The sequence below is a fragment of the Dietzia sp. KRD202 genome, assembly GCF_017168155.1.
Lineage (GTDB): Bacteria > Actinomycetota > Actinomycetes > Mycobacteriales > Mycobacteriaceae > Dietzia > Dietzia kunjamensis.
Genome location: NZ_JABFAN010000006.1, coordinates 343,260 through 361,329, shown reverse-complemented (window position 1 = coordinate 361,329; position 18,070 = coordinate 343,260). Strand labels below are relative to the sequence as shown.

General features: G+C 70.3%; 21 protein-coding genes. 11 read left to right on the top strand and 10 right to left on the bottom strand.

Annotated features, from left to right (window positions below):
- Positions 1–26 precede the first annotated feature (26 nt).
- Positions 27–653 carry a hypothetical protein gene (locus J1M64_RS04725; RefSeq protein ID WP_241261077.1) on the bottom strand — a complete coding sequence of 209 codons (627 nt, stop codon included), beginning with the start codon at positions 651–653 and terminating at the stop codon, positions 27–29.
- A gap of 69 nt (positions 654–722) precedes the next feature.
- Here J1M64_RS04725 and J1M64_RS04720 point away from each other — a divergent pair, with 69 nt between their 5' ends.
- Positions 723–1,862, top strand: a complete 1,140-nt coding sequence (locus J1M64_RS04720) for a plasmid pRiA4b ORF-3 family protein (RefSeq protein WP_307872371.1) — start codon at positions 723–725, stop codon at positions 1,860–1,862.
- 31 nt (positions 1,863–1,893) lie between these two features.
- On the opposite strand, the gene J1M64_RS04715 is transcribed toward J1M64_RS04720, so the two are convergent.
- The 5 genes from J1M64_RS04715 to J1M64_RS04695 form a co-directional block, all read right to left on the bottom strand.
- Positions 1,894–3,147 carry a type II toxin-antitoxin system HipA family toxin gene (locus tag J1M64_RS04715; protein WP_206473145.1) on the bottom strand — a complete coding sequence of 418 codons (1,254 nt, stop codon included), beginning with the start codon at positions 3,145–3,147 and terminating at the stop codon, positions 1,894–1,896.
- Positions 3,140–3,589, bottom strand: a complete 450-nt coding sequence (locus J1M64_RS04710) for a helix-turn-helix transcriptional regulator (protein WP_163377049.1) — start codon at positions 3,587–3,589, stop codon at positions 3,140–3,142. The genes J1M64_RS04715 and J1M64_RS04710 overlap by 8 nt, the downstream gene beginning before the upstream one ends.
- Before the next feature lie 183 nt (positions 3,590–3,772).
- The gene (locus tag J1M64_RS04705) at positions 3,773–4,648 is read right to left on the bottom strand and encodes a siderophore-interacting protein (protein ID WP_206473143.1); all 876 of its coding nucleotides are present in this window, start codon (positions 4,646–4,648) and stop codon (positions 3,773–3,775) included.
- The gene (locus J1M64_RS04700) at positions 4,641–5,699 is read right to left on the bottom strand and encodes an iron chelate uptake ABC transporter family permease subunit (RefSeq protein WP_206473141.1); all 1,059 of its coding nucleotides are present in this window, start codon (positions 5,697–5,699) and stop codon (positions 4,641–4,643) included. The genes J1M64_RS04705 and J1M64_RS04700 overlap by 8 nt, the downstream gene beginning before the upstream one ends.
- Positions 5,696–6,787 carry an iron ABC transporter permease gene (locus tag J1M64_RS04695; protein ID WP_307872370.1) on the bottom strand — a complete coding sequence of 364 codons (1,092 nt, stop codon included), beginning with the start codon at positions 6,785–6,787 and terminating at the stop codon, positions 5,696–5,698. The genes J1M64_RS04700 and J1M64_RS04695 overlap by 4 nt, the downstream gene beginning before the upstream one ends.
- Positions 6,788–6,850: 63 nt before the next feature.
- Here J1M64_RS04695 and J1M64_RS04690 point away from each other — a divergent pair, with 63 nt between their 5' ends.
- Genes J1M64_RS04690 through J1M64_RS04675 form a run of 4 tightly spaced genes read left to right on the top strand, consistent with a single transcriptional unit; the run spans position 6,851 to position 9,197 of the window.
- Positions 6,851–7,786 carry an ABC transporter substrate-binding protein gene (locus J1M64_RS04690; protein ID WP_206473139.1) on the top strand — a complete coding sequence of 312 codons (936 nt, stop codon included), beginning with the start codon at positions 6,851–6,853 and terminating at the stop codon, positions 7,784–7,786.
- Entirely contained in the window at positions 7,786–8,634 is an 849-nt protein-coding gene (locus J1M64_RS04685) for an ABC transporter ATP-binding protein (protein WP_241261076.1), read from the top strand. Before J1M64_RS04690 ends, J1M64_RS04685 begins: the two co-directional genes overlap by 1 nt.
- 42 nt (positions 8,635–8,676) lie before the next feature.
- Positions 8,677–8,910, top strand: a complete 234-nt coding sequence (locus tag J1M64_RS04680) for a type II toxin-antitoxin system ParD family antitoxin (protein ID WP_206473137.1) — start codon at positions 8,677–8,679, stop codon at positions 8,908–8,910.
- Positions 8,907–9,197: a type II toxin-antitoxin system RelE/ParE family toxin gene (locus J1M64_RS04675; RefSeq protein WP_206473135.1), complete on the top strand. Its 291-nt coding sequence runs from the start codon at positions 8,907–8,909 to the stop codon at positions 9,195–9,197. The genes J1M64_RS04680 and J1M64_RS04675 overlap by 4 nt, the downstream gene beginning before the upstream one ends.
- A 96-nt stretch (positions 9,198–9,293) precedes the next feature.
- Here the strand turns inward: J1M64_RS04675 and J1M64_RS04670 are convergent, their stop codons facing one another.
- On the bottom strand, positions 9,294–9,911 hold the full coding sequence (locus J1M64_RS04670) for a response regulator transcription factor (protein WP_206473133.1): 618 nt from the start codon (positions 9,909–9,911) through the stop codon (positions 9,294–9,296).
- A gap of 127 nt (positions 9,912–10,038) precedes the next feature.
- On the opposite strand from J1M64_RS04670, the gene J1M64_RS04665 reads away from it, so the two are divergent.
- Both J1M64_RS04665 and J1M64_RS04660 read left to right on the top strand, forming a co-directional pair.
- Entirely contained in the window at positions 10,039–10,317 is a 279-nt protein-coding gene (locus tag J1M64_RS04665; protein ID WP_206473132.1) for a WhiB family transcriptional regulator, read from the top strand.
- Between the two features lie 127 nt (positions 10,318–10,444).
- Positions 10,445–10,924, top strand: a complete 480-nt coding sequence (locus J1M64_RS04660; RefSeq protein ID WP_206473130.1) for a cupin domain-containing protein — start codon at positions 10,445–10,447, stop codon at positions 10,922–10,924.
- A gap of 34 nt (positions 10,925–10,958) precedes the next feature.
- Here J1M64_RS04660 and J1M64_RS04655 read toward each other — a convergent pair whose 3' ends face one another.
- Entirely contained in the window at positions 10,959–11,402 is a 444-nt protein-coding gene (locus J1M64_RS04655) for a hypothetical protein (protein ID WP_163377042.1), read from the bottom strand.
- 112 nt (positions 11,403–11,514) lie between these two features.
- Between J1M64_RS04655 and J1M64_RS20320 the strand changes: the two genes are divergently transcribed.
- The 3 genes from J1M64_RS20320 (at position 11,515) to J1M64_RS04640 (ending at position 15,217) form a co-directional block, all read left to right on the top strand.
- Entirely contained in the window at positions 11,515–14,025 is a 2,511-nt protein-coding gene (locus tag J1M64_RS20320; protein ID WP_206473128.1) for a LuxR family transcriptional regulator, read from the top strand.
- 27 nt (positions 14,026–14,052) lie between these two features.
- A complete protein-coding gene (locus tag J1M64_RS04645) occupies positions 14,053–14,739 on the top strand; it encodes a hypothetical protein (RefSeq protein WP_307872369.1) in 687 nt (228 codons plus the stop codon).
- A gap of 100 nt (positions 14,740–14,839) precedes the next feature.
- Positions 14,840–15,217, top strand: a complete 378-nt coding sequence (locus tag J1M64_RS04640; RefSeq protein WP_163377039.1) for an excalibur calcium-binding domain-containing protein — start codon at positions 14,840–14,842, stop codon at positions 15,215–15,217.
- Positions 15,218–15,269: 52 nt separating this feature from the next.
- Here the strand turns inward: J1M64_RS04640 and J1M64_RS04635 are convergent, their stop codons facing one another.
- Complete coding sequence (locus J1M64_RS04635) at positions 15,270–16,313, bottom strand: alcohol dehydrogenase catalytic domain-containing protein (RefSeq protein ID WP_206473124.1); 1,044 nt, start codon at positions 16,311–16,313, stop codon at positions 15,270–15,272.
- 156 nt (positions 16,314–16,469) lie between these two features.
- Complete coding sequence (locus J1M64_RS04630; RefSeq protein ID WP_132063130.1) at positions 16,470–17,012, bottom strand: Dps family protein; 543 nt, start codon at positions 17,010–17,012, stop codon at positions 16,470–16,472.
- Positions 17,013–17,284: 272 nt separating this feature from the next.
- Between J1M64_RS04630 and J1M64_RS04625 the strand changes: the two genes are divergently transcribed.
- Entirely contained in the window at positions 17,285–18,055 is a 771-nt protein-coding gene (locus J1M64_RS04625; RefSeq protein WP_206473122.1) for a hypothetical protein, read from the top strand.
- Positions 18,056–18,070 lie beyond the last annotated feature (15 nt).

Sequence of the window (18,070 nt, the reverse complement as noted above, 5' to 3'; positions counted from 1 at the left end):
TCGCCGGACTACTTTGCGCCTATGCGTCAACGGGTCCGGGCGGCGGATCGCGCCGACACGTGCTCGACCTCGACGGACACCGGCCGCCACGAGATCCCGGGGATCGAACGCAGGGGAGCGAACGAGTCGGCAGCGCGCTGCCACGCGACGGACAGACTGTTCGCGATGAGGTCGGCGTCGGCGGGGTGGGCTCGCGTGGCGACGCGACGCAGGAGCTGGACGTCGGTGAGCTTGACCGTGACCGTCCACGTGATCGTGCCCCGGTCGTAGATCTCGGTGGTCACAGCGCTCTCAACATCGAGAACCCGGAACGCGCCCTCTTCGAGGAGTTCCTCCACACCGCCCGTAGGCCAGATCAGCCAGTTCAGTTGAGGCAGCGGCGGCAGGGTGGGATCGGGCCCCGCCTCCTCACTCGCCGGGTCCTCGATCACCGCACTGGAGAACGCATCGACCACCACCGTGTCCTCACGGTACTGGGCCAGTGCCGCCGTCACCGCCGCCGCATCGACGATGGCGACCTCCGCGGACACAGTGCAGGACCATGTCTCGCGGTTCCTGCCGGGACGGGGCCGCGCAGGCGAGGGTTGCGAGGTGGGCTCAGGTTCGGGCTTGAGCTCAGGTAGGTCGAACAGGCCGGGCTCCACGGTGTCCATGGCAGGTGAGACTACTTCTCCGAACGGGGGCGTCCCGATACGCCGCTCGCATCTCGTATCGTCGGTGAGGTGACGCCCTCGACAGATCGCCCCTACGGACCAGGCGACCTCACGGCCGACGAGTTGAAACACGCGGTACTCGACGCATTGGCGAGCGCGGGAGTCCCGCAGACCGAGTTGATGGCCTCCCTGGCGGCCGGGGCTGCCTACCAGTCTCCGTGGGAGCGCCCGGCCGTCAACCGGCGGCACCCGAGGTGCGAGACACCGGTGATCTACCGCGTCAAGGTCGAGCTGCTGGACTCGTCCCCGCCCATCTGGCGACGCCTGGACCTGCGCAGCGACCTGGAGTTGCCCCGCCTGCACCTGATCCTGCAGGAAGCCATGGGCTGGACGAACAGTCACCTGCACGAGTTCGTCCACGCGTCGTCGCGCCGGGACCGCGACGCCGAGCACTTCGCCTCCATGGACTACCCCGACGCCGGGGAGATGGGCGAGCTTGACGAGGCCGACGTACGACTCGACGAGCTGGCGCACAGTGCCGGCGACAAGCTTCTGTACCTGTACGACTTCGGTGACAGTTGGTGGCACCGCGTCACCGTGGAGAAGGTCCTGGAGCCCGACGACGACGACGGCGAGTCCCCGGGTGCAACCGTGGTGGCCGGCCGCCGGGCATGCCCACCGGAGGACTGCGGAGGGATCTGGTCATACAACGAGTGGATAGCCGGGGACGCCGACCCGGACGGCTGGGACCCGCACACCCTCGAGTTCTGGGCGGGGTGGGACGCGGAAGCGTTCGACCTCGACGATGCGCAACAGCGCGTGGTAGAGATCGCTGACATGCCCGCCACCCTCCGGGAAGTCCAGCAGGATGAGGCGTCCAAGCTGCAGATACTGCTGGAGCGGATCGGGGACGGCGTCAAGCTCACCGCGGCCGGGTACCTGCCGCCGACGATGGTCGAGCAACTGATGATCGACACCGGCTGGGACCGCAAGTGGATCGGGAAGAACAATCGCGAAGACCAGACGTACCCGATCTGGCAGCTGCGCGACTGGGCCCGGGCGCTGGGGCTGGTGCGCAAGTACAAGGGCGAGCTGCGGCCGACCCGCCGGGGCGCGGCGCTGATGAACGACCGCGAAGCTCTCGCCGACCTCATCGCCCGCAGCATCCCGCACGACCGGCTCTACGGCACACCGCTCGACTGGTGGTGACAGGCGTCGTCGTTGCCGCAACCCGGAGAGCTCACCCGAACCAGGCGAGAACCTGCCGACACTGAGCATCGACCCCATCCAGAAGTGTCTCCGCCAATCGGTGTTCGTCGTCCGTGCGCGGGGCGTGCACATCGAGGGCAGCTCGGAGTGCCCCGGGCAATTCACCAGCGTCAAGGTATAGCTGGGCGGTGACGACATTCGGGTCGAGACCATTGGCTTCGGCGAAGGTAATCCAGTGGCGGAGGGTGATCTCGTCGTAGCCGTACCGGCTACCGATCTTCATGGCGAGTCTGCGCTGACTCCGAGTCGGGGAGTAGGGGTAGATCGACGCGATGTCGTAGAGCGGTGCGAGCCGGGGTGGTGCATCGTCGGTGTGGAGGATCGCGTAGTTCTTGGCGTGGGCGTCGGTTGCGCCGAGGAGGAAGTTGATCGAAAGGGCTCGAACGAATAGCCAGATGTCGTCCTCGAGGCGGAGCGACCGTAGGAAGGCGATGACATTGCCGGGGGACGGACCTCCGTCGGCCTGGTACTTACGTGACGGGTGAACAGCGAGAGCTTGGCATAGGTCCTCTTGATGGACACGGGTCACGGTTCCATCCGAGGCGACGTGGCGGTCCCAACGACGGCTGACTACAGCGGAAGTGCCAGCGAAGTCGACGTAGTCAGTGTTCGCCGTCGGCAGTCCGATTATCCGGACCGCTTCCAGACACAGGACTTCGTTGTACGCCTGGCAGTGTAGATCGGTAACACCGGGCTTGATGATGTGCGTAGTGGGGATCGCACCGGTCGCCTGGTACCACTGGCCTCCCCGGTGATGGAGAGCGATCTTCTCTTGAGCTCCGGCAAGAGACCAATGCTCGCCGTGGAGCTGCCAGGATGGCTGCCTGCTCGTGATGAGCTCCTTGAGTCTCTCGCCGATGTCGGAGTCCGACATCGGTATGAGGCTCCCGTCGTCGATCTCGTTCATCGCCTCCGTGCGGAGGAACTGCACAGCGCCCGCGCAATCGCGACCCACAACGGAGAGCAGGGAGAACGTGTTGCCCGCGACGGCACCGTAGGTGCGGGCGATCTCGACCCGCGCGGCCTGATCGCCCGGCAATAGTCCGTCGAGGAAGGGTTCAACGCGATCCGGGCCCCAGGGTTGACGCCGTCTGGGCATGGACAACGAGAGATTCCGTTCCGGGCCGTCGAGATCGTAGGAGAACCAATGTTTGCCATGACGGTCCTCCCTCAACGTCCCCAGTCGCTGGCCTGACAGTAGGACGGCGAGCTCCTTGTCAGTCATCGGAGGATCGCCGGTCGAGGTCATCTGCAATGGCGCGGGCACGGTGGGATTCCCGAATGGCGCGAGCAGCTGCAAGGGCAGCTTCATCGAGGGGAGCCGGATGTGCGGCGGTGAGGGCTTCGCCATCGCCCGCCGGTGCATCGACCGTGTCGGATTCTCTTGGCGAGCGCCGTGCGCGTCGGGCTGATTCGAGTACGAGGGGCATTGAGTCAGGAACGGTGTACGACAAGCGGATTGTGATGGCCAGAACGTCCATCATCGCGAGCACTTTGCTCAGTGACGCGTTGGAAGTGTGTCCGCTCTCGAAGAGGCTCACCCACGAGCGATTGAGGTGGGCTGCCGCCGCGAGGTCGGCCTGACTCATCCCCGCGGCGAGACGGGCGTCCCTCACCGACGTAGCGATGTCGGTAACGGTCCGGGCCTGAGCGGCGAACGTTGCCATGATGCTCCCGATGTTCGGCGAATCAAACAAATCGTAAACGTTCGAAATAGCTAACACAAGCGGTCACGTTCGCTATTTCCAACACTGCGGGCGCGCACGGCGGTTGTCATCGCCTACGCGGCTCAAGACGGCTGCCGAATCAGATCGGCATGCTCACGATGTGCACTCTCGGCAGGCGGACTGCTACAGCGGCCCGCCGAGGCGCCAGTATCCGGTGAACTGGACGCGGTCGGCCTCCTGGCCGCGGGCGAGGAGATGACGGCGGACGGCCGTGACCATCCCGGACTCGCCGGCCACCCACGCGAACCCGGTGGGGAACTCGGCCGCGGCCAGCGCGTCGATGAGCTCGTACGCCGAGCCCGGCGCGGCCGCCACCACCCGAACCCGGACGCGGTCGGCGTCGGCGGGGGAGACCGCGGGCAGGACGGTGCGGGGGAGCGCGGACGGGTCGGGCACCGCGGCCAGCACGTCGAGTGCCAACTTGGGGGGTCGTTCCTCGATCAGCCGGGCCAGCGCGGGCAGGGCGGTGGCGTCCCCGACGGCGAGCATGCGGTCGGCCGCGGGGAGTGCCCGGCTGACGCGCGGGCCAACGATCGTCAGCTCGTTACCCGGCCGGACCGACTCGAGCCAGCGCACGCTCGCGCCCGAGGCGTGGCGGACCAGGTCGACGCACAGCGCGCCGTCGCGCAGCGAGCGCACGGTGTACTCCCGCACCAGCGCGGCGCCGCCCGGCGGGTGGCCCAGCCCGCCGCCCGGCGCGGGAACGGGGAGCGTGACCTCGCCTGTGTCGGGATCGGGCAGGCAGAACACAACGACGTCGTCGAAGGACGGGCTGCGCACGGCGGGCACGAGGCCGGTGTCGCCGGCCGCGGCGGAGGCGGTGGCGCCGGCGGAGTTGGCGGTGGTGAACTCCCCGAGCTCGTCGCCCTCGAGCGTGACGCGCACCAGCTCGGGCGAGAGGGGTTCGACGGCGCGCACCCGGACCCCGCGCAGCGCGGTCGGCTGCCAGCTCTCCGCCCGGTGGGGGTTGCGCGGGCGCCGGACCGCCTGCTCAGGCACGACGCCCCTCCCGCCACAACAGGCCCAGGAAGAACAGCCCGCCGAGCACCACCGTCACGACGCCCACCGGGAGTGGCAGGGCGAACGCGTGCTGGGCCACCAGATCAGAGGCCAGGAGCAGCACCCCGCCGAGCAGCGCCGCCGGCAGGACCCGATCACTGCGGGTGAGCAGCCGAGACAGGTGCGGAGCCACCAGCGCCACGAACGAGATCGGCCCGGCCGTCGCCACCGCCGCCCCGGCCAGGACCGTGGCCGCCGCCAACAGAACCAGCCGCGTGCTCCGCAATCGCACGCCCAGGGCCACCGCGACGTCGTCGCCCAGCGCGAGCGCACGCATGGCCCGGGACCGACTCGCGATGACCACCGACGCCACAAGCAGCACCCACGCCAGCGGCCAGAGCTCGGACCAGCCGCGACCCTGCAGCGAGCCGGTGAGCCAGATCTGGGCGGTGACCGCGCTCGCCACGAAGCCGCGGGAGAGCAGGTGCGCCACGTACGCCATCGCCAGGGCGCCCAGGGCCACGCCGAGCAGGACCAGGCGGGCGCCGCTGAGCCCGCGCCACCACGTCAGGGCCAGGATGAACCCGGTGGTGAGCGCCGCGCCCGCGAGTGCGCCCGTGGCGACCTGCGCGATCCCGCCGCCCAGCACGAGGATCACCGTCGCCCCGCCCGCCGACGCGCCCTGGGTGATGCCGATGATGTCCGGGCTGGCCAGCGGATTGCGGGTGAGCGCGCAGAACAGCGCGCCCGACGTCGCCAGAGCCGCGCCCACCGCCAGCGCGACCAGCGCCCGGGGCAGGCGGCGTTCGTGGATGAAGAAGTTGGTGGTGCGGTCGGGTGCGTCGCCGAGCAGGGTCGCCACCGCGTCGGGGACCGAGATGATGAACTCGCCGATCACCAGCGAGGCGGCCACGAGTATGACGACGACGACGGCGAGGATCGCAGTGACCCACGCAGTGCGCAGGTGCAGCCGCACCGAGAATCGGCCGGCGGCGAGGAGGCGTTCGTCGCTGGGCAGGGCTGTTGCGGGGCGCGGTGCGGTTATCGTCATGCGACACCCACTCGTCGGCCGGCGGCCAGGTACGCCACCAGCAGCGGCGCGCCGATGAACGCCATGACCACGCCCGCCGGGGTCTCCGAGCCGCCCGCGATCACGCGGCCGACCACGTCGGCCACCAGCAGCAACGCCGGTGCCACGACCATGGACAGCGGCACCACCCGGATCAGGCTCGGGCCGACGAGACCGCGGACGAGGTGGGGCACCACCAGTCCGACGAAGCTGATGGGTCCGGCCAGCGCGGTGGCGGTCCCGGCGAGCAGCGCGACGGCGACGAGCGACCACACCCGCACCCACCCGGGTCGCACACCCAGGGCCACCGCCGAATCGTCGCCCAGGGCGAGCGCGTCCAGGCTGCGCAGGAGCAGCAGGGCGATCACCCCGCCCGCGAGGACGAGCGGGATCACGCCGGCGACCTCGTCGATCGAGCGCGCGGTGAGCGAGCCGACCTGCCAGAAGCTGTACGCCTGCAGGACGGTCTCGTCCAGCACGACGAACGTCTGACTGAGACCGGACAGCACCGCCGCCAGCGCGACGCCGGCCAGGGTGAGCCGAACAGGGGAGGACGCCGCGAGCGCCGAGGTGCTGAGGAGCAGGATGATCGCGGACGCCACCCCCGCGCCGGCCAGTGCGAACCACACCGTGGAGGCCAGGCCGAGGCCGCCGGTGAGCGTCGCTCCGGCGACCACCCCGAGCGCGGCGCCGGCATTGACGCCGAGGATTCCCGGGTCGGCGATCGGATTGCGGGTCACGACCTGCATGAGCGCCCCGGACGCGCCGAGCGCGGCCCCGCACACCAGCCCGAGCACGGTCCGGTTGGCCCGCAGTTCGCCGACGATCCCCACCACGCTCTGCGTGCCCTGCCCGAGCAGGGCGCCCACCACCTCGGCGGGCGGGATCTGGCGGGCGCCGATCGCGAGGCTGGCCACGACGGCGGCCGCCAGGGCCAGGACGGCCACGATCAGTCCGGGAACCAACCCGGCCCCGCGGCGGGGCGGCTGGGCAGCGCCGGCTGCCCGGTCGGCGGTCGGCACCGCGGGCCGTGCGGCGGCGTCGGAGTCGGGGAGAGGTCGTGGGGCCACGGTGGAACCCTAGACCAGACTCATTGTTAGGTGAGCCTTGCCTGTGTGGTTTGATCTGTAGCCATGACCAGAATCTCCCGACGGCGCCGCTCGGTGCCCGCCCTGATCGCCATGGCCCTCGCCTCCGCGGTGGCCCTGTCCGCGTGCTCCGGCAGCAGCGACACCGCCGAGGCCTCCTCGGACGACGCCTACACCGTCACCCACGCGATGGGCGAGACCGTGATCGACGGGACGCCCGAGAGGGTCGTCGTCCTCGACTCCCCGCACCTCGACGCGCTCGTCGCGCTCGGCCACACACCCGTCGGGATCACCGAGTCCGGCGCCGGAACCGGCGCCCCGCCGTACCTCGGTGACGTGGACGCCGAGATCGTGGGCCTGACCTCCGAGCCCGACATCGACGCGATCGCCGCCCTGGCCCCCGACCTCATCATCGGCGCCAAGGTCCGCCACGAGGCCATCTACGACGAGCTCTCCGGCATCGCCCCCACCGTGTACTCCGAGAACTCCGGCACCGACTGGCAGGAGCAGGCGCGGATCACCGCCGCCGCCGTCGGCGAGGACGACGAGATGGAGCAGCTCATCGACGACCTCGACACCCGCATCGCCGAGGTCGGCGAGCAGGTGGGCGCCGAGCGCACCCCGCTGTCGATCGTCCGGTTCCGCCCGGACAACTTCCGCCTCTACGGTCCCGAGACGTTCTCCGGCTCGATCCTGTCCCAGATGGGCTTCGAGCTGGGCGAGCGCGAGTGGAACGAGTACTCCATGGCCGAGCTCTCCCCGGAGCTGTACGAGCAGATCACGGGCGAGATCGTGTTCTTCACCAACCCCGGCGGCGACCCGTCGGCCACGACCATGGCGACCGTGACCGGGCTGTGGGGCGACCTGCCCGCTGTGAAGTCCGGTCAGACCTACGAGGTCGAGGACGAGACCTGGATGGTCGGCATCGGCGTCCTGGGCGCCGGCGAGATCCTGGACGACGTCCAGGAGATCCTGGGCTGATGCGCCCAACTTCCCTCGACCGTGATGCCCGCGCCGGCGCCCAGCTCGAGCGCGGGCGCGGGCGCGGGCTCACGGTGGAGGGGGCGCGGCTCGCGTACGAACGGCGCGTCGTGGCCACCGACCTCGACCTGGAACTGCCCGAGGACGCGTTCACGGTGATCGTCGGCCCCAACGCCTGCGGCAAGTCCACGGTGCTCAAGGCCCTGGCGCGCGTGATCGCTCCCGGCGAGGGACGGATCCTGCTCGACGGACACGACCTGCACAAGCTGCGGACCAAGGAGGTCGCCCGCCGGATCGGGCTCCTGCCGCAGGGCGCCGTCACCCCGGAGGGGATCCGGGTCAACGACCTGGTGGCCCGGGGCCGACACCCTCACCACAGCCCACTACGCCAGTGGAGCCGCGCCGACGACACCGCCGTGACCGCCGCGATGGCCTCCACCGGCGTGTCCGATCTGGCGACCCGGTTCGTCGACGAACTCTCCGGTGGCCAGCGTCAACGCGTGTGGATCGCCATGCTGCTCGCCCAGGAGACGCCCATCCTCCTGCTGGACGAGCCCACCACCTACCTCGACATCGCGCACCAGTACGACGTGCTGGACCTGCTCCGCGACCAGCACGAGACCGGGCGCGCGGTGATCGCCGTGCTCCACGATCTCAACCAGGCCGCCCGCTACGCGACGCACCTGGTCGTGATGAAGGACGGCCGCGTGGTGGCCACCGGCGCCCCGGCCGAGGTCCTCACCGCCGAGCTGGTGGAGCAGGTTTTCGGGCTCCCGTGCCTGATCGCGGCCGACCCGGTGACGGGCACGCCCACCGTGGTCCCGGTCGATCGGCGTGGCCGGAGCTGAATCCGGAGCCGCGGTGTTACCAATTATTGGTATCGTTGCCGCATGGCTCAGAACACCTCCATCAGTTTGGACCAACACTTCATCGACTTCCTCGCTCGCGAGGTCGATTCCGGGCGCTACCGTTCAGCCAGCGAGGTCGTCCGAGCAGGGCTCCGGCTCCTCGAGGACCACGAAACCCAACTCGCCGCGCTGCGCCGCGCGCTCATTGCCGGCGAGGAGAGCGGTGCGCCGGAGGAATTCGACTTCGACGCGTTCATCGCGACCAAGCGGGCATGAAGAGCTATCGGCTCACCCCCGCAGCCCAGAGCGACTTGTCCGAGATCTGGGATTTCACCCGGGAACGCTGGGATATCCAGCAAGCCGAGACGTACATATCGGAGATACGAGCGGCAATCGAACGCGTCGCCGAGGAGCCGGCGCGTGGACGCGACTGCGACGAGATCCGCCCCGGGTACCGTCGCTACGCGATCGGCAGCCACGTCGTGTTCTATGTGGAGACGGAAGGCACTGTGGATGTCATCCGGCTCCTCCACCAGCGAATGGATCCGTCCCGTCACGTGTGAGATAGACGGCTCCGGCGCCCGACCCGGCATCTGCGTCGGTGGGGCGGGCAGGTGACCTTGTCGTCGTCGTTCTTGTCGTCGTCCTCGCCCCCAGTCTTACCGGTCCGGCTTGAGGCCGTTCTCGATGCCCCACGCGACAGCCTGCGCCCGGGTGGTGACGTCCATCTTGCGGTAGGCCGAACGCACGTAGGTCTTGACCGTGTTGAGCGAGAGGTAGCACTGCTCGGCGATCTGATCATTGGACAGCCCCTGCACAATCAGGCTGACCACCTCGGCCTCACGGTGTGAGAGGCCGGCCTCCTTGGCGGGCCACTTGTCGGGACCCATGATCGGCAGGCCCGTTCCCGTGAGGGTGACGCGGTTCCCGGCGGCGATCTGCTCGATCCCGCTCACCAGCTCGGGAGCGGTCAGGGACTTGGACAGGAACCCGTGGGCGCCCCCGTCGAGGCTGTCTCGGACCGCGGCCGGGTCCGAGGTGAACGAGTAGACGGCGACCGCCCCGATGGTCGGATCCTGCAGGAGGTTCTCGAGGCGGTCGTCCTTGCCCAGGGATGAGGCGAAGGAGTCGTACAGGGCCACGTCCACCGTGGCCGAGCCGCTGGTGACCATCTCCTTCTCCACCATCTCGATCCGGTCGGAGTAGGGGGCCAGGAAGGCGTTCACCCCGGCGACGACGACGAGGTAGTCATTGACCACTGTGACCCTGATCGGCATGTGCAGAGCCTAGCAACGGACGACAACCGGCCGCGCCAGCGATTACACCCCTAAGGGTGAGGCGCGCCCAGGTGGTCCCGGGAGACACTTCGTCGTTGATCTTCCGCCTTCCGCGACAGGAGTACGAGTGCCACGGTTCAGGAATCTGACACCCACATCGGAGTACTGGGCTTGGAGGGACGACGGAGCGTGCGTCGGGGACCCCGACCTCTTCTACAGCGCCGAAGACGAGCCCAAGGGTGTGCGTCGTCGCAAGGAGGACGCAGCCAAGGCGATCTGCGCCGGTTGCGCCGTGCTCGAGACCTGCCGGAAGTTCGCGATCGAGGCCGGCGAGCTCTACGGCGTCTGGGGCGGGATGACTGAACTCGACCGGCACAAGCTCGCCGGGCGGCAGCGGACTGGGTAGGTCTCGGGGGCGCTCGGCGGTCCCCGGCCGCTTTCGTGATCGTTTCTTCACCCCGGGCTCGGTGTGCGTTAGCGTGGTGCCGAGCCTGTGGAGTCGAGACCGTCCGAGCGGACGCGGGGGAGTGACCATGACGCGCCCATCGATCCGAGGCGGCGTCGCACTCGCCGTCGCAGTATCCGTGCTGGCGATGGCCGCGTGCAGCCCGCAATCGACCGAGCCTCCTGTAGTGAAGCGGGACACCATCCGCGCCCTGGACATCGTCGAAGGCCGGCAGGACGAACCCATCGAACTGGCCGTGGACGGCGGCGCCGACGGGGTGACGGTGACGCATCGCCGGATCACCCTCGCGCCCGGGGTCGGCACCGGCCGACACTGCCACCACGGACAACTGCTCGTGGTGGTGGAGCAGGGCGAACTCACCCACTACGCCGACGCCTACCACGGCGGCGTCCACGTCTACCGCGCCGGCGATTCGGTGGTCGAAGACCCTCGGTACGTGCACGAGACGGTCAATGAGGGGTCAGAGGACCTGGTGGTGATGGTCACCCACTTCACTCCGGAGGGGATGCCGACGGAGGAGACGGATCTCGCGAAGTGTGAGCAGTAGGCAGCCGGTGTGACCAGCGGCCCTAGTTGCCGGGTTACGCATAGACCGGCGCCCACGCCGGGTCGGGGGACCGGACCTCGAGGTACGCGGTGGCGGAGTCGGTGTACGCCAGGACGAACGCCACCAGGTGGGCCCCGAGCAGCACCCACGCCGACCACAGGGTGATGTCCCAGAGCGCGGTGACCAGCGTGAGGCCTGCCGCGATCGTCAGCAGCGCCCGCGCCCACCGCTCGCCGTCGCGCAGTTTCACCGCGGCCACCACCTGCAGGACTATCGCCGACACCACGCCCATCGCGATGATCGCGCCGATCCATGCGACCCCCGGGGCGGGGGTCGACGCGTCCTCGGTGCCGCCGAGCGGCACGACGAACCCGAGCAGGTCGGTCGCCGCCAGCACGCCGGTGATGGTGAGCGTGCTGAACAGGCCACAGAACAGCCAGATCCACGACGCGGCGGTGACGGTCGACGGTCGGGTCATGCGGTTACCTCTCCACGAGAACGGAACAGATTGCCTATAGCGTGTACCGCCGCAGACAGGTGTCGATAGAGTGCGTCACACCTGATTTTTTCGGCGCAGCGAGGAGGGTCCCGTGCCCGCGTGGAACACGACCCGTGCGGCGGTGCGGTCCGACACCGTGGCACGCGCGACCGCGCGATGCGTCGACACGCGGCGAGGCGTGCTCGTGGTGGGGCCTCCGGGTGCAGGCGCCAGCCGGTGCGCGGCCGACATCGCCGCAGGTCTCCGCGCCGCCGGGGTCCCCGTGGTGGTGTGGGACGACCTGGATCGCCTGAGTGCGCCGCCCCGCAAGGTCCCCGATGGTGCGGTCCTGGTGGCATCGGCCAGGGTGGGTGCGGCACTGCCTCCCGGATACGACGACGAGGTGAGCACGCGCACCACCCGGCTTCCACTACGCCTGCTGACACGCGGCGAATCGGAGATGGTGGTCTCCGAGGCCGTCGGTATGCCCGTGTCGGCGCGGCTGGTCGAGGCACTGTGGGCGTCCTCGCACGGCAACCTCACGGCGCTGCGCGCCACCTACGACGACCTGGCCGCCCGCCGGCTGACCCGCCGCACCCGCGACCGGCTGGAGTTGGTCGAGGATCCCGCCACCGCGATCGCCGGCGTCGCCGTCGACCCGCACCTGTGGATCGACCCCCGCACCGCCGCCGCGGACCTCGGCCCCCTCACCACTGCGGCCCTCGCCCGACGCATCCCGCTCGACGACCTGGTTCGGCTGCACGATGACGACATGGTGAGCGATCTCCTCGCCCGTGGGTTGCTGTTCGAGCGGCACGAGGGCGGCGTCGAGGTGCTGTCGGTGCAGCCGCCCGTTCTGGCCAGGGCGTTGCGGGCCGGGGCCGACCACCGGCGGCGACGCGAGGTCTACGCGGCCGTGCTCGATCGCGCCGCATGCCGTGACGCAGGCCGGGCCGACGATCGGGCCGGCGGGCGGGCTTCAGGCGAGATCACCGGCATGGCGGCTCCCTTCCAGCCGGACCCGCGGATCGTCCTGTGGGCGCTGGTCAACGCTCGCCCCGTCGAGGCGGGATGTGTGGTGGCCGCCGCCCGCGCCGCCCTCGACGGCCACGACTACCGCACCGGGGTGGAGCTCCACGACGCCGCCCAGCGCTCCGCGCTCGCCACCGCGTCGCTGCAGCAGGCCGAGCTGTCGCTGATCGCGGGCTCGTGCCTACGCCTGCTCGACCGGCTGCCCGACGCCGCCGCGATGTTCGACCGCTCGCTGGCCTGCCTGCGGGACGATCCCGGCGGGGCCGACCACGCCCGGGTGCTGATCGAGAACGTCACGGCCCGGGCGGACCTCGCGCACTACCGGGACCGGGGTCCCGAGCAGTCGCTGCCGCTGATCGAGTCAGCGCACCAGTGGCTTCCCGACGGGCACCCCGGGCGCGCGGTGTTGGAGGCGTTGACCGTGGTGCACCTGAGCTACTCGGGCCGCTACCGCGAGGCGGACCGGGCCTACACCGAGCTCACCGCTGAGCTGCCGCCCGAGTGGGAGCGGCGACTGGAGCCGATCCACGCCCTCGCGCTCGATTCGATGGGGCAGTCCGAGGCCGCACTGGCCGTGATTCGGCGCGAGGCCCGCCGATCCCGGTCGATCGGCGGCCAGGCGTGGGCGTCCGAGGAGTTTCTCGCTGCGCTGGTGTCGGTGATGCTGCACGGCTTCGGAATCAACGCGCTGCTCGCCGAGCTCGCGCCCGTCATTGCGGTCGAGCAGGATGACCACGTGCGCGTCGATCACGGCGTGCGGCGGCTGGTCGACGCCGAGATCGCCCTGGCCGCCGGGGACCTCCCGGCCGCGGTGGGGGCGGCATCCGACGCGGTCGCGATCATCGAGGTGGACGGTCCCGAGGACTTCCACTCCCGTTCGCTGTCCCTGTACGCGCTGGCCGCCGCGATGTCCGGACAGGCCGCCACCGCGGAGGAGTACCTGCAGCGGATGCGCGCCATCCCGGGGTACACCAACTCGCCGGTGGGTCCGGAGATCCGCGGCGTGGAGGCGGGCGTGCTGATCTGCCTGGGGCGCCCCGGCGAGGCGGGCGAGGTCGTCCGGTCGCTGATCGACGAGGGGCTGAACGGCGCAGCCACCCGCGCCGCCATGGCCGGGGTCCTCACCGCGGACCCGGAGATCTGTCGGGCGCTGGCCGAGGTGGATGTCACCGGCGACGTGCCGGTGCTGGTCCGCGACCTGGCGGTGGCGATGTCGTCCCGCAACCCCCGGCTGTTGCTGGACGCGGCCCGCCGGGCCCGGACGTCCGGGTTGCACATGGTGGCGGCGGTCGCCGCGGACCGTGCCCGCGACGCAGCGTCGCCGGGATCGAAGTTCCACTCCCAGGCCGAGCGGATGCTCGCGACCACCGAGCTGGGCGGGCCACTGGCCGGCCTCACCCGCGTCGGTGCCCCGACCGTCTCGGTCCCGGCCGGGGTCTCGTTGACCCGCCGCGAATCCCAGATCGCCGACCTGGTCGGACAGGGGCTGACCAACGCCGAGATCGCCGCCGAGTTGCACCTGTCCAAGCGCACGGTCGAGGGGCACCTCAACCGGATCTACACCAAGACGGGCACCCGACTGCGAGGCTGAGACCGGCGACGGATTCGAGGTGTGCGCGTGCAGCAGTCAGAGAGTGATCGGCAGGCCCCGGGCGATCGGGCGACCTTCTGTGAGGCCCCGGCGGCCTACATCGTGGAGACGTACTTCGTACTCCGGATGGTGATCGCCGGCGCCGCCATCGGCCTTCCCGTGGCACTTCTGGTGTGGGTGACCCTCGACCCCGATTTTCCGATGATGGACTCGCTCAGCTCCTTCTACTACACCCCGGCCCGCGGGCTTTTCGTCGGAACGCTGGTGGCGATCGGGGTCGCTCTGGTGGCGTACCGCGGCTACACGCGCGGTGAGAACTGGCTGCTCAACGCCGCCGGGACGCTCGCGATCGTCGTCGCCCTCTTCCCGACGGAGGACCCGGCCCTGCCCGGGCTGAACGCGGTGAGCATCACCCACGCGGTGGCGGCCACGTCCTTCTTCGTCCTGGCGGCACTGTCGATCTTCTTCTACGGGCAGGAGACGATCGCCTCCATTCCGAACGCGGAGCTGCAGCGCAGCTATCGCCTGGGCTATCGGATTCTCGTGGTGCTGGTCCTGCTCTTCCCGTCCCTCGCGCTGCTCATCGCCTGGCTGATGGACTCCACCCTGTGGCTGTTCCTGGTCGAGACCGCCGCGCTCTACGCCTTCGCGATGTTCTGGATCGTCAAGACCTACGAACTCTCGCGGTCGCATTCCCGGCGCATGCTCGTGTGATGCGTCCGCGCGAAACGGTCAGCGACGTGAACATGCCTCGGTTAATCTGAGCTCACTACTCAACGCCACTCCCATGGCCTTCCCCCTCGAGGTTCACACCATGATCCGTCGTTCCCTCACCGCTCTCGGCCTGGCGACTCTCGTCGCCCTCGGCGCCGCCCCCTCCGCCGTCGCCGCCGAGATCCCCGTCGGATCAGGGGTCATCGCCGTACCGGACATCGCACCGATCGTCGTACCGGTCCCGATGGGATTCGACGCCGCCACCCTGCCGCTCCTGCCGTTCCCGCTGGTCTGGGCCCCGCAGTTCATGCCCGCGCCGGTCGAGAGCGCGCCCGCGACCACGCCGGCCCGTCGGCTCTCGGGCTGTCGCGAGGCGTGGGACCTCGGAGTGGCCCCCATCCACCGCGGCAGCGAGTACTACGACCCGTCGATGGACGGCGACGACGACGGCATCGCCTGCGAGCGGGACAACCGCTAGAGCCGGCTGGCTCCTGCGGCGGGCGGGCGGTGGGCGTGGTCTCCTCGCGGGGCTACGTGCCGTGCGGCGCGATCACCGCCCGCCCGCTGATCTGGCCGTCGACGAGTTGCTGGTAGGCCTCCAGGGCCCGGTCGAGCGGATACACGTGGACCTCCGGCGAGATCCTGCCCGCCCGGTACAACTCCACCACCTCGTGGAGGTCCTCGAGAGTGCCCCAGTAGGTGGAGGAGAAGTTCACCTCGTAGGGCAGCTTGAAGGCGTTCCAGGCGAAGTCGTCGCCGGCCAGGCCCACCACCGTCAGCGAGCCCTGCTGGGCCACGCAGGCCGCGGCGAGCTCGAGGGTCGGGCCGGCGCCGACGAAGTCGAACACCGCGTTGACGCCGAGCCCGCCGGTCAGCTCCCTGAGCTTCTCGGCGGCGCCCTCGGTGGGGACACCGATCGCGCCGTCGGCCTCCGCGGCGGCGATCGCGTCGGGCTTGGTGTCGGTGGCGTAGACGGTGGCCCCGGTGAGCGCCCTGATGATCTGCACCCCGACCAGGCCCAGACCGCCGAGGCCGATGCACAGCGCCGTCGCCCCGGGCGTGGTGAGGTGGGGCATCGCGCGCTTGATGGCGTGGTACGGGGTCAGGCCGGCGTCGGCGAGCGGGGCCGCGGCCACGGGGTCGGCGTCGCCGAGGGGGACGAGGTTGCGGGCGTAGGTGGTCATGTACTCGGCCATGCCGCCGTCGCGCCCCAGCCCGGTGGCCAGGTAGCCGACCGACGGCACGTCCTGGCAGTAGGTGTCCTGTCCGCGCGAACACGGCTTGCACCGGCCGCAGCCAATCGGGCCGTAGACCAGGTAGGCATCTCCCTCCGTCAGCCCGGTGACGCCCGGGCCCAGCTCCTCCACCCAGCCCGAGACCTCGTGGCCCAGGGTGAACGGCGGGGTCAGAAAGCCCGTCGGGTCGCCGGGGTAGTCGTGGAACAGGCCCACGTCGGAATGGCACGCACCGGAACCGGCCACCTTGAGCAGAACCTCACCGGGGCCCGGGGAGGGCCGATCGACGTCCTTGAGTACGGGAAAGGTCTTGAAACCCTCGAACACGATTGCCTTCATGGCTGCGCACCTCGCTGAATCGCCGGAGGACGCACCGTACGAGTGACGTCCGTCACAAGTATCCCCCGGCTGTCCAGAGGCGCCGGCTGTCCAGAGACGCCAGCGGGCCGGACCCCGGGGAGGGGTCCGGCCCGACGGCTCAGCGCGTGTCCCGGCTCAGGCGGAGGCGTCCCTGGCGGCGGCCTTCTCCGAGGCGTCGTCAGCGGTGGGCAGGCTGCCGGCGGCGTTCTCCAGGTGCGCGCGCACGAACCACTGGAACTTCTCCAGCTCCGCGGTCTGGCCGATGAGGATGTCCTCGGTGACCGGGTCCACGTCGCCGGCCACCGAGATGGCCTTGCGGTGATCGGAGATCATGCCGTCGTAGACCTTGTCGAGCGCGCCGAGGTGCGCCTGGGCGGTGTCCCGGCCGAGGGAGTAGTCATCCCACGAGCGGTGATCGGCGTTCGCGCCCATCGTGCCCACCGGCGAACCGCCCAGCGTGGCGATGCGCTCGGCCAGCACGTCCGCGAAGCCGCGCACCAGCTCGACCTGCGGGTCCAGCATCTCGTGCACCGAGATGAAGTTGGGACCCACCACGTTCCAGTGCACGTGCTTGAGCGTGAGGTGCAGGTCGTTGCACGCCGTCAGACGCTTCTGCAGCGTCTCGGCGAGCGTGGCGGAATCGGCGCTGGACAGTCCGGGAACAGTGAATTGAGGCATGGCCCGACCGTAGCGGCGGCGGCTGCCGGTTGCGACCGATCGCCGCTTCGCCGGCGTCCGGCGGCCCGGCCGGCGCGGCCCGGCGATCGGCCCGGCGACCGGCCGGGGATCGGCCGCGAGGTTGACACCGTCAAGAACCAAGACAACCGTCCAAAATGTCGGATTCCGACCTACCATCGGAAGCGCCGACACGTGATGAGCACCAGCTCACCTGCCGGGCACCTCACTCGCATCGAGCGGCCCCGCGGCCCTCGCCTGAAGACTGGATTCACATGACATCACGGACCCTCCGATCCCTCGCCACCGGCGCGGCCGCGCTGCTCGTCGCCTCCGGGCTCGCCGCGGGAACCGGGGTCGGCGTCGCCGGTGCCGAGCCCGTCACCGCCGAGCCCACCGCCACAGAGTGCGCGACCTCGCAGACCGTGACGTTCAACGACGCCTCCACCCTGTGGACCGACTACCACCTCACCAAGGAGGTCGTGGGCGACGGCACCGCCGCCCCCGGCGGGACCGTGACGTTCCGGACCACCGTCAGCGGCGCCGGGGCCCTGGTCAGCCGGATCGACGACTTCCACCCGGCCGGGTTCGAGCTGGTCCGGGCGCGGGAGAGCGTCTGGTACCTGGTCGGCGGCCAGACGTGGTCGACGGTCACCGACGACGTGATCCGCGATTCCGCCACCAACTCCGTCCGCCACTCCGGGGCCGGATGGACCACCGCCGGCAACGCCAAGGCCACCCTCGAGACCACCTACCGCGTGCCCGACGACGCGACCCCCGGCGACGTGCTCAACACCGGCGCCGCCACCACCCTCGTCCTGGCCAGCGGCCGCAAGGTGGCCAACCCCATCAACACCTGCGTCACCATCCGCGAGCCCAACCCCGCCGAAGCCGTCACCGGCAGCCTCGAGGGACTGGGTCTGGGGTCGCTGACCTCCGGCTCGAGCGCGCTGGGCGACATCGGCGCCGACCCCGCCGTGTTCTCCGCCGACCTCATCAACAACATCGACGTCGGGCAGCTGATCGGCGCTGCCGCCGGGAGCTGAGCCCTGGAGCACCGA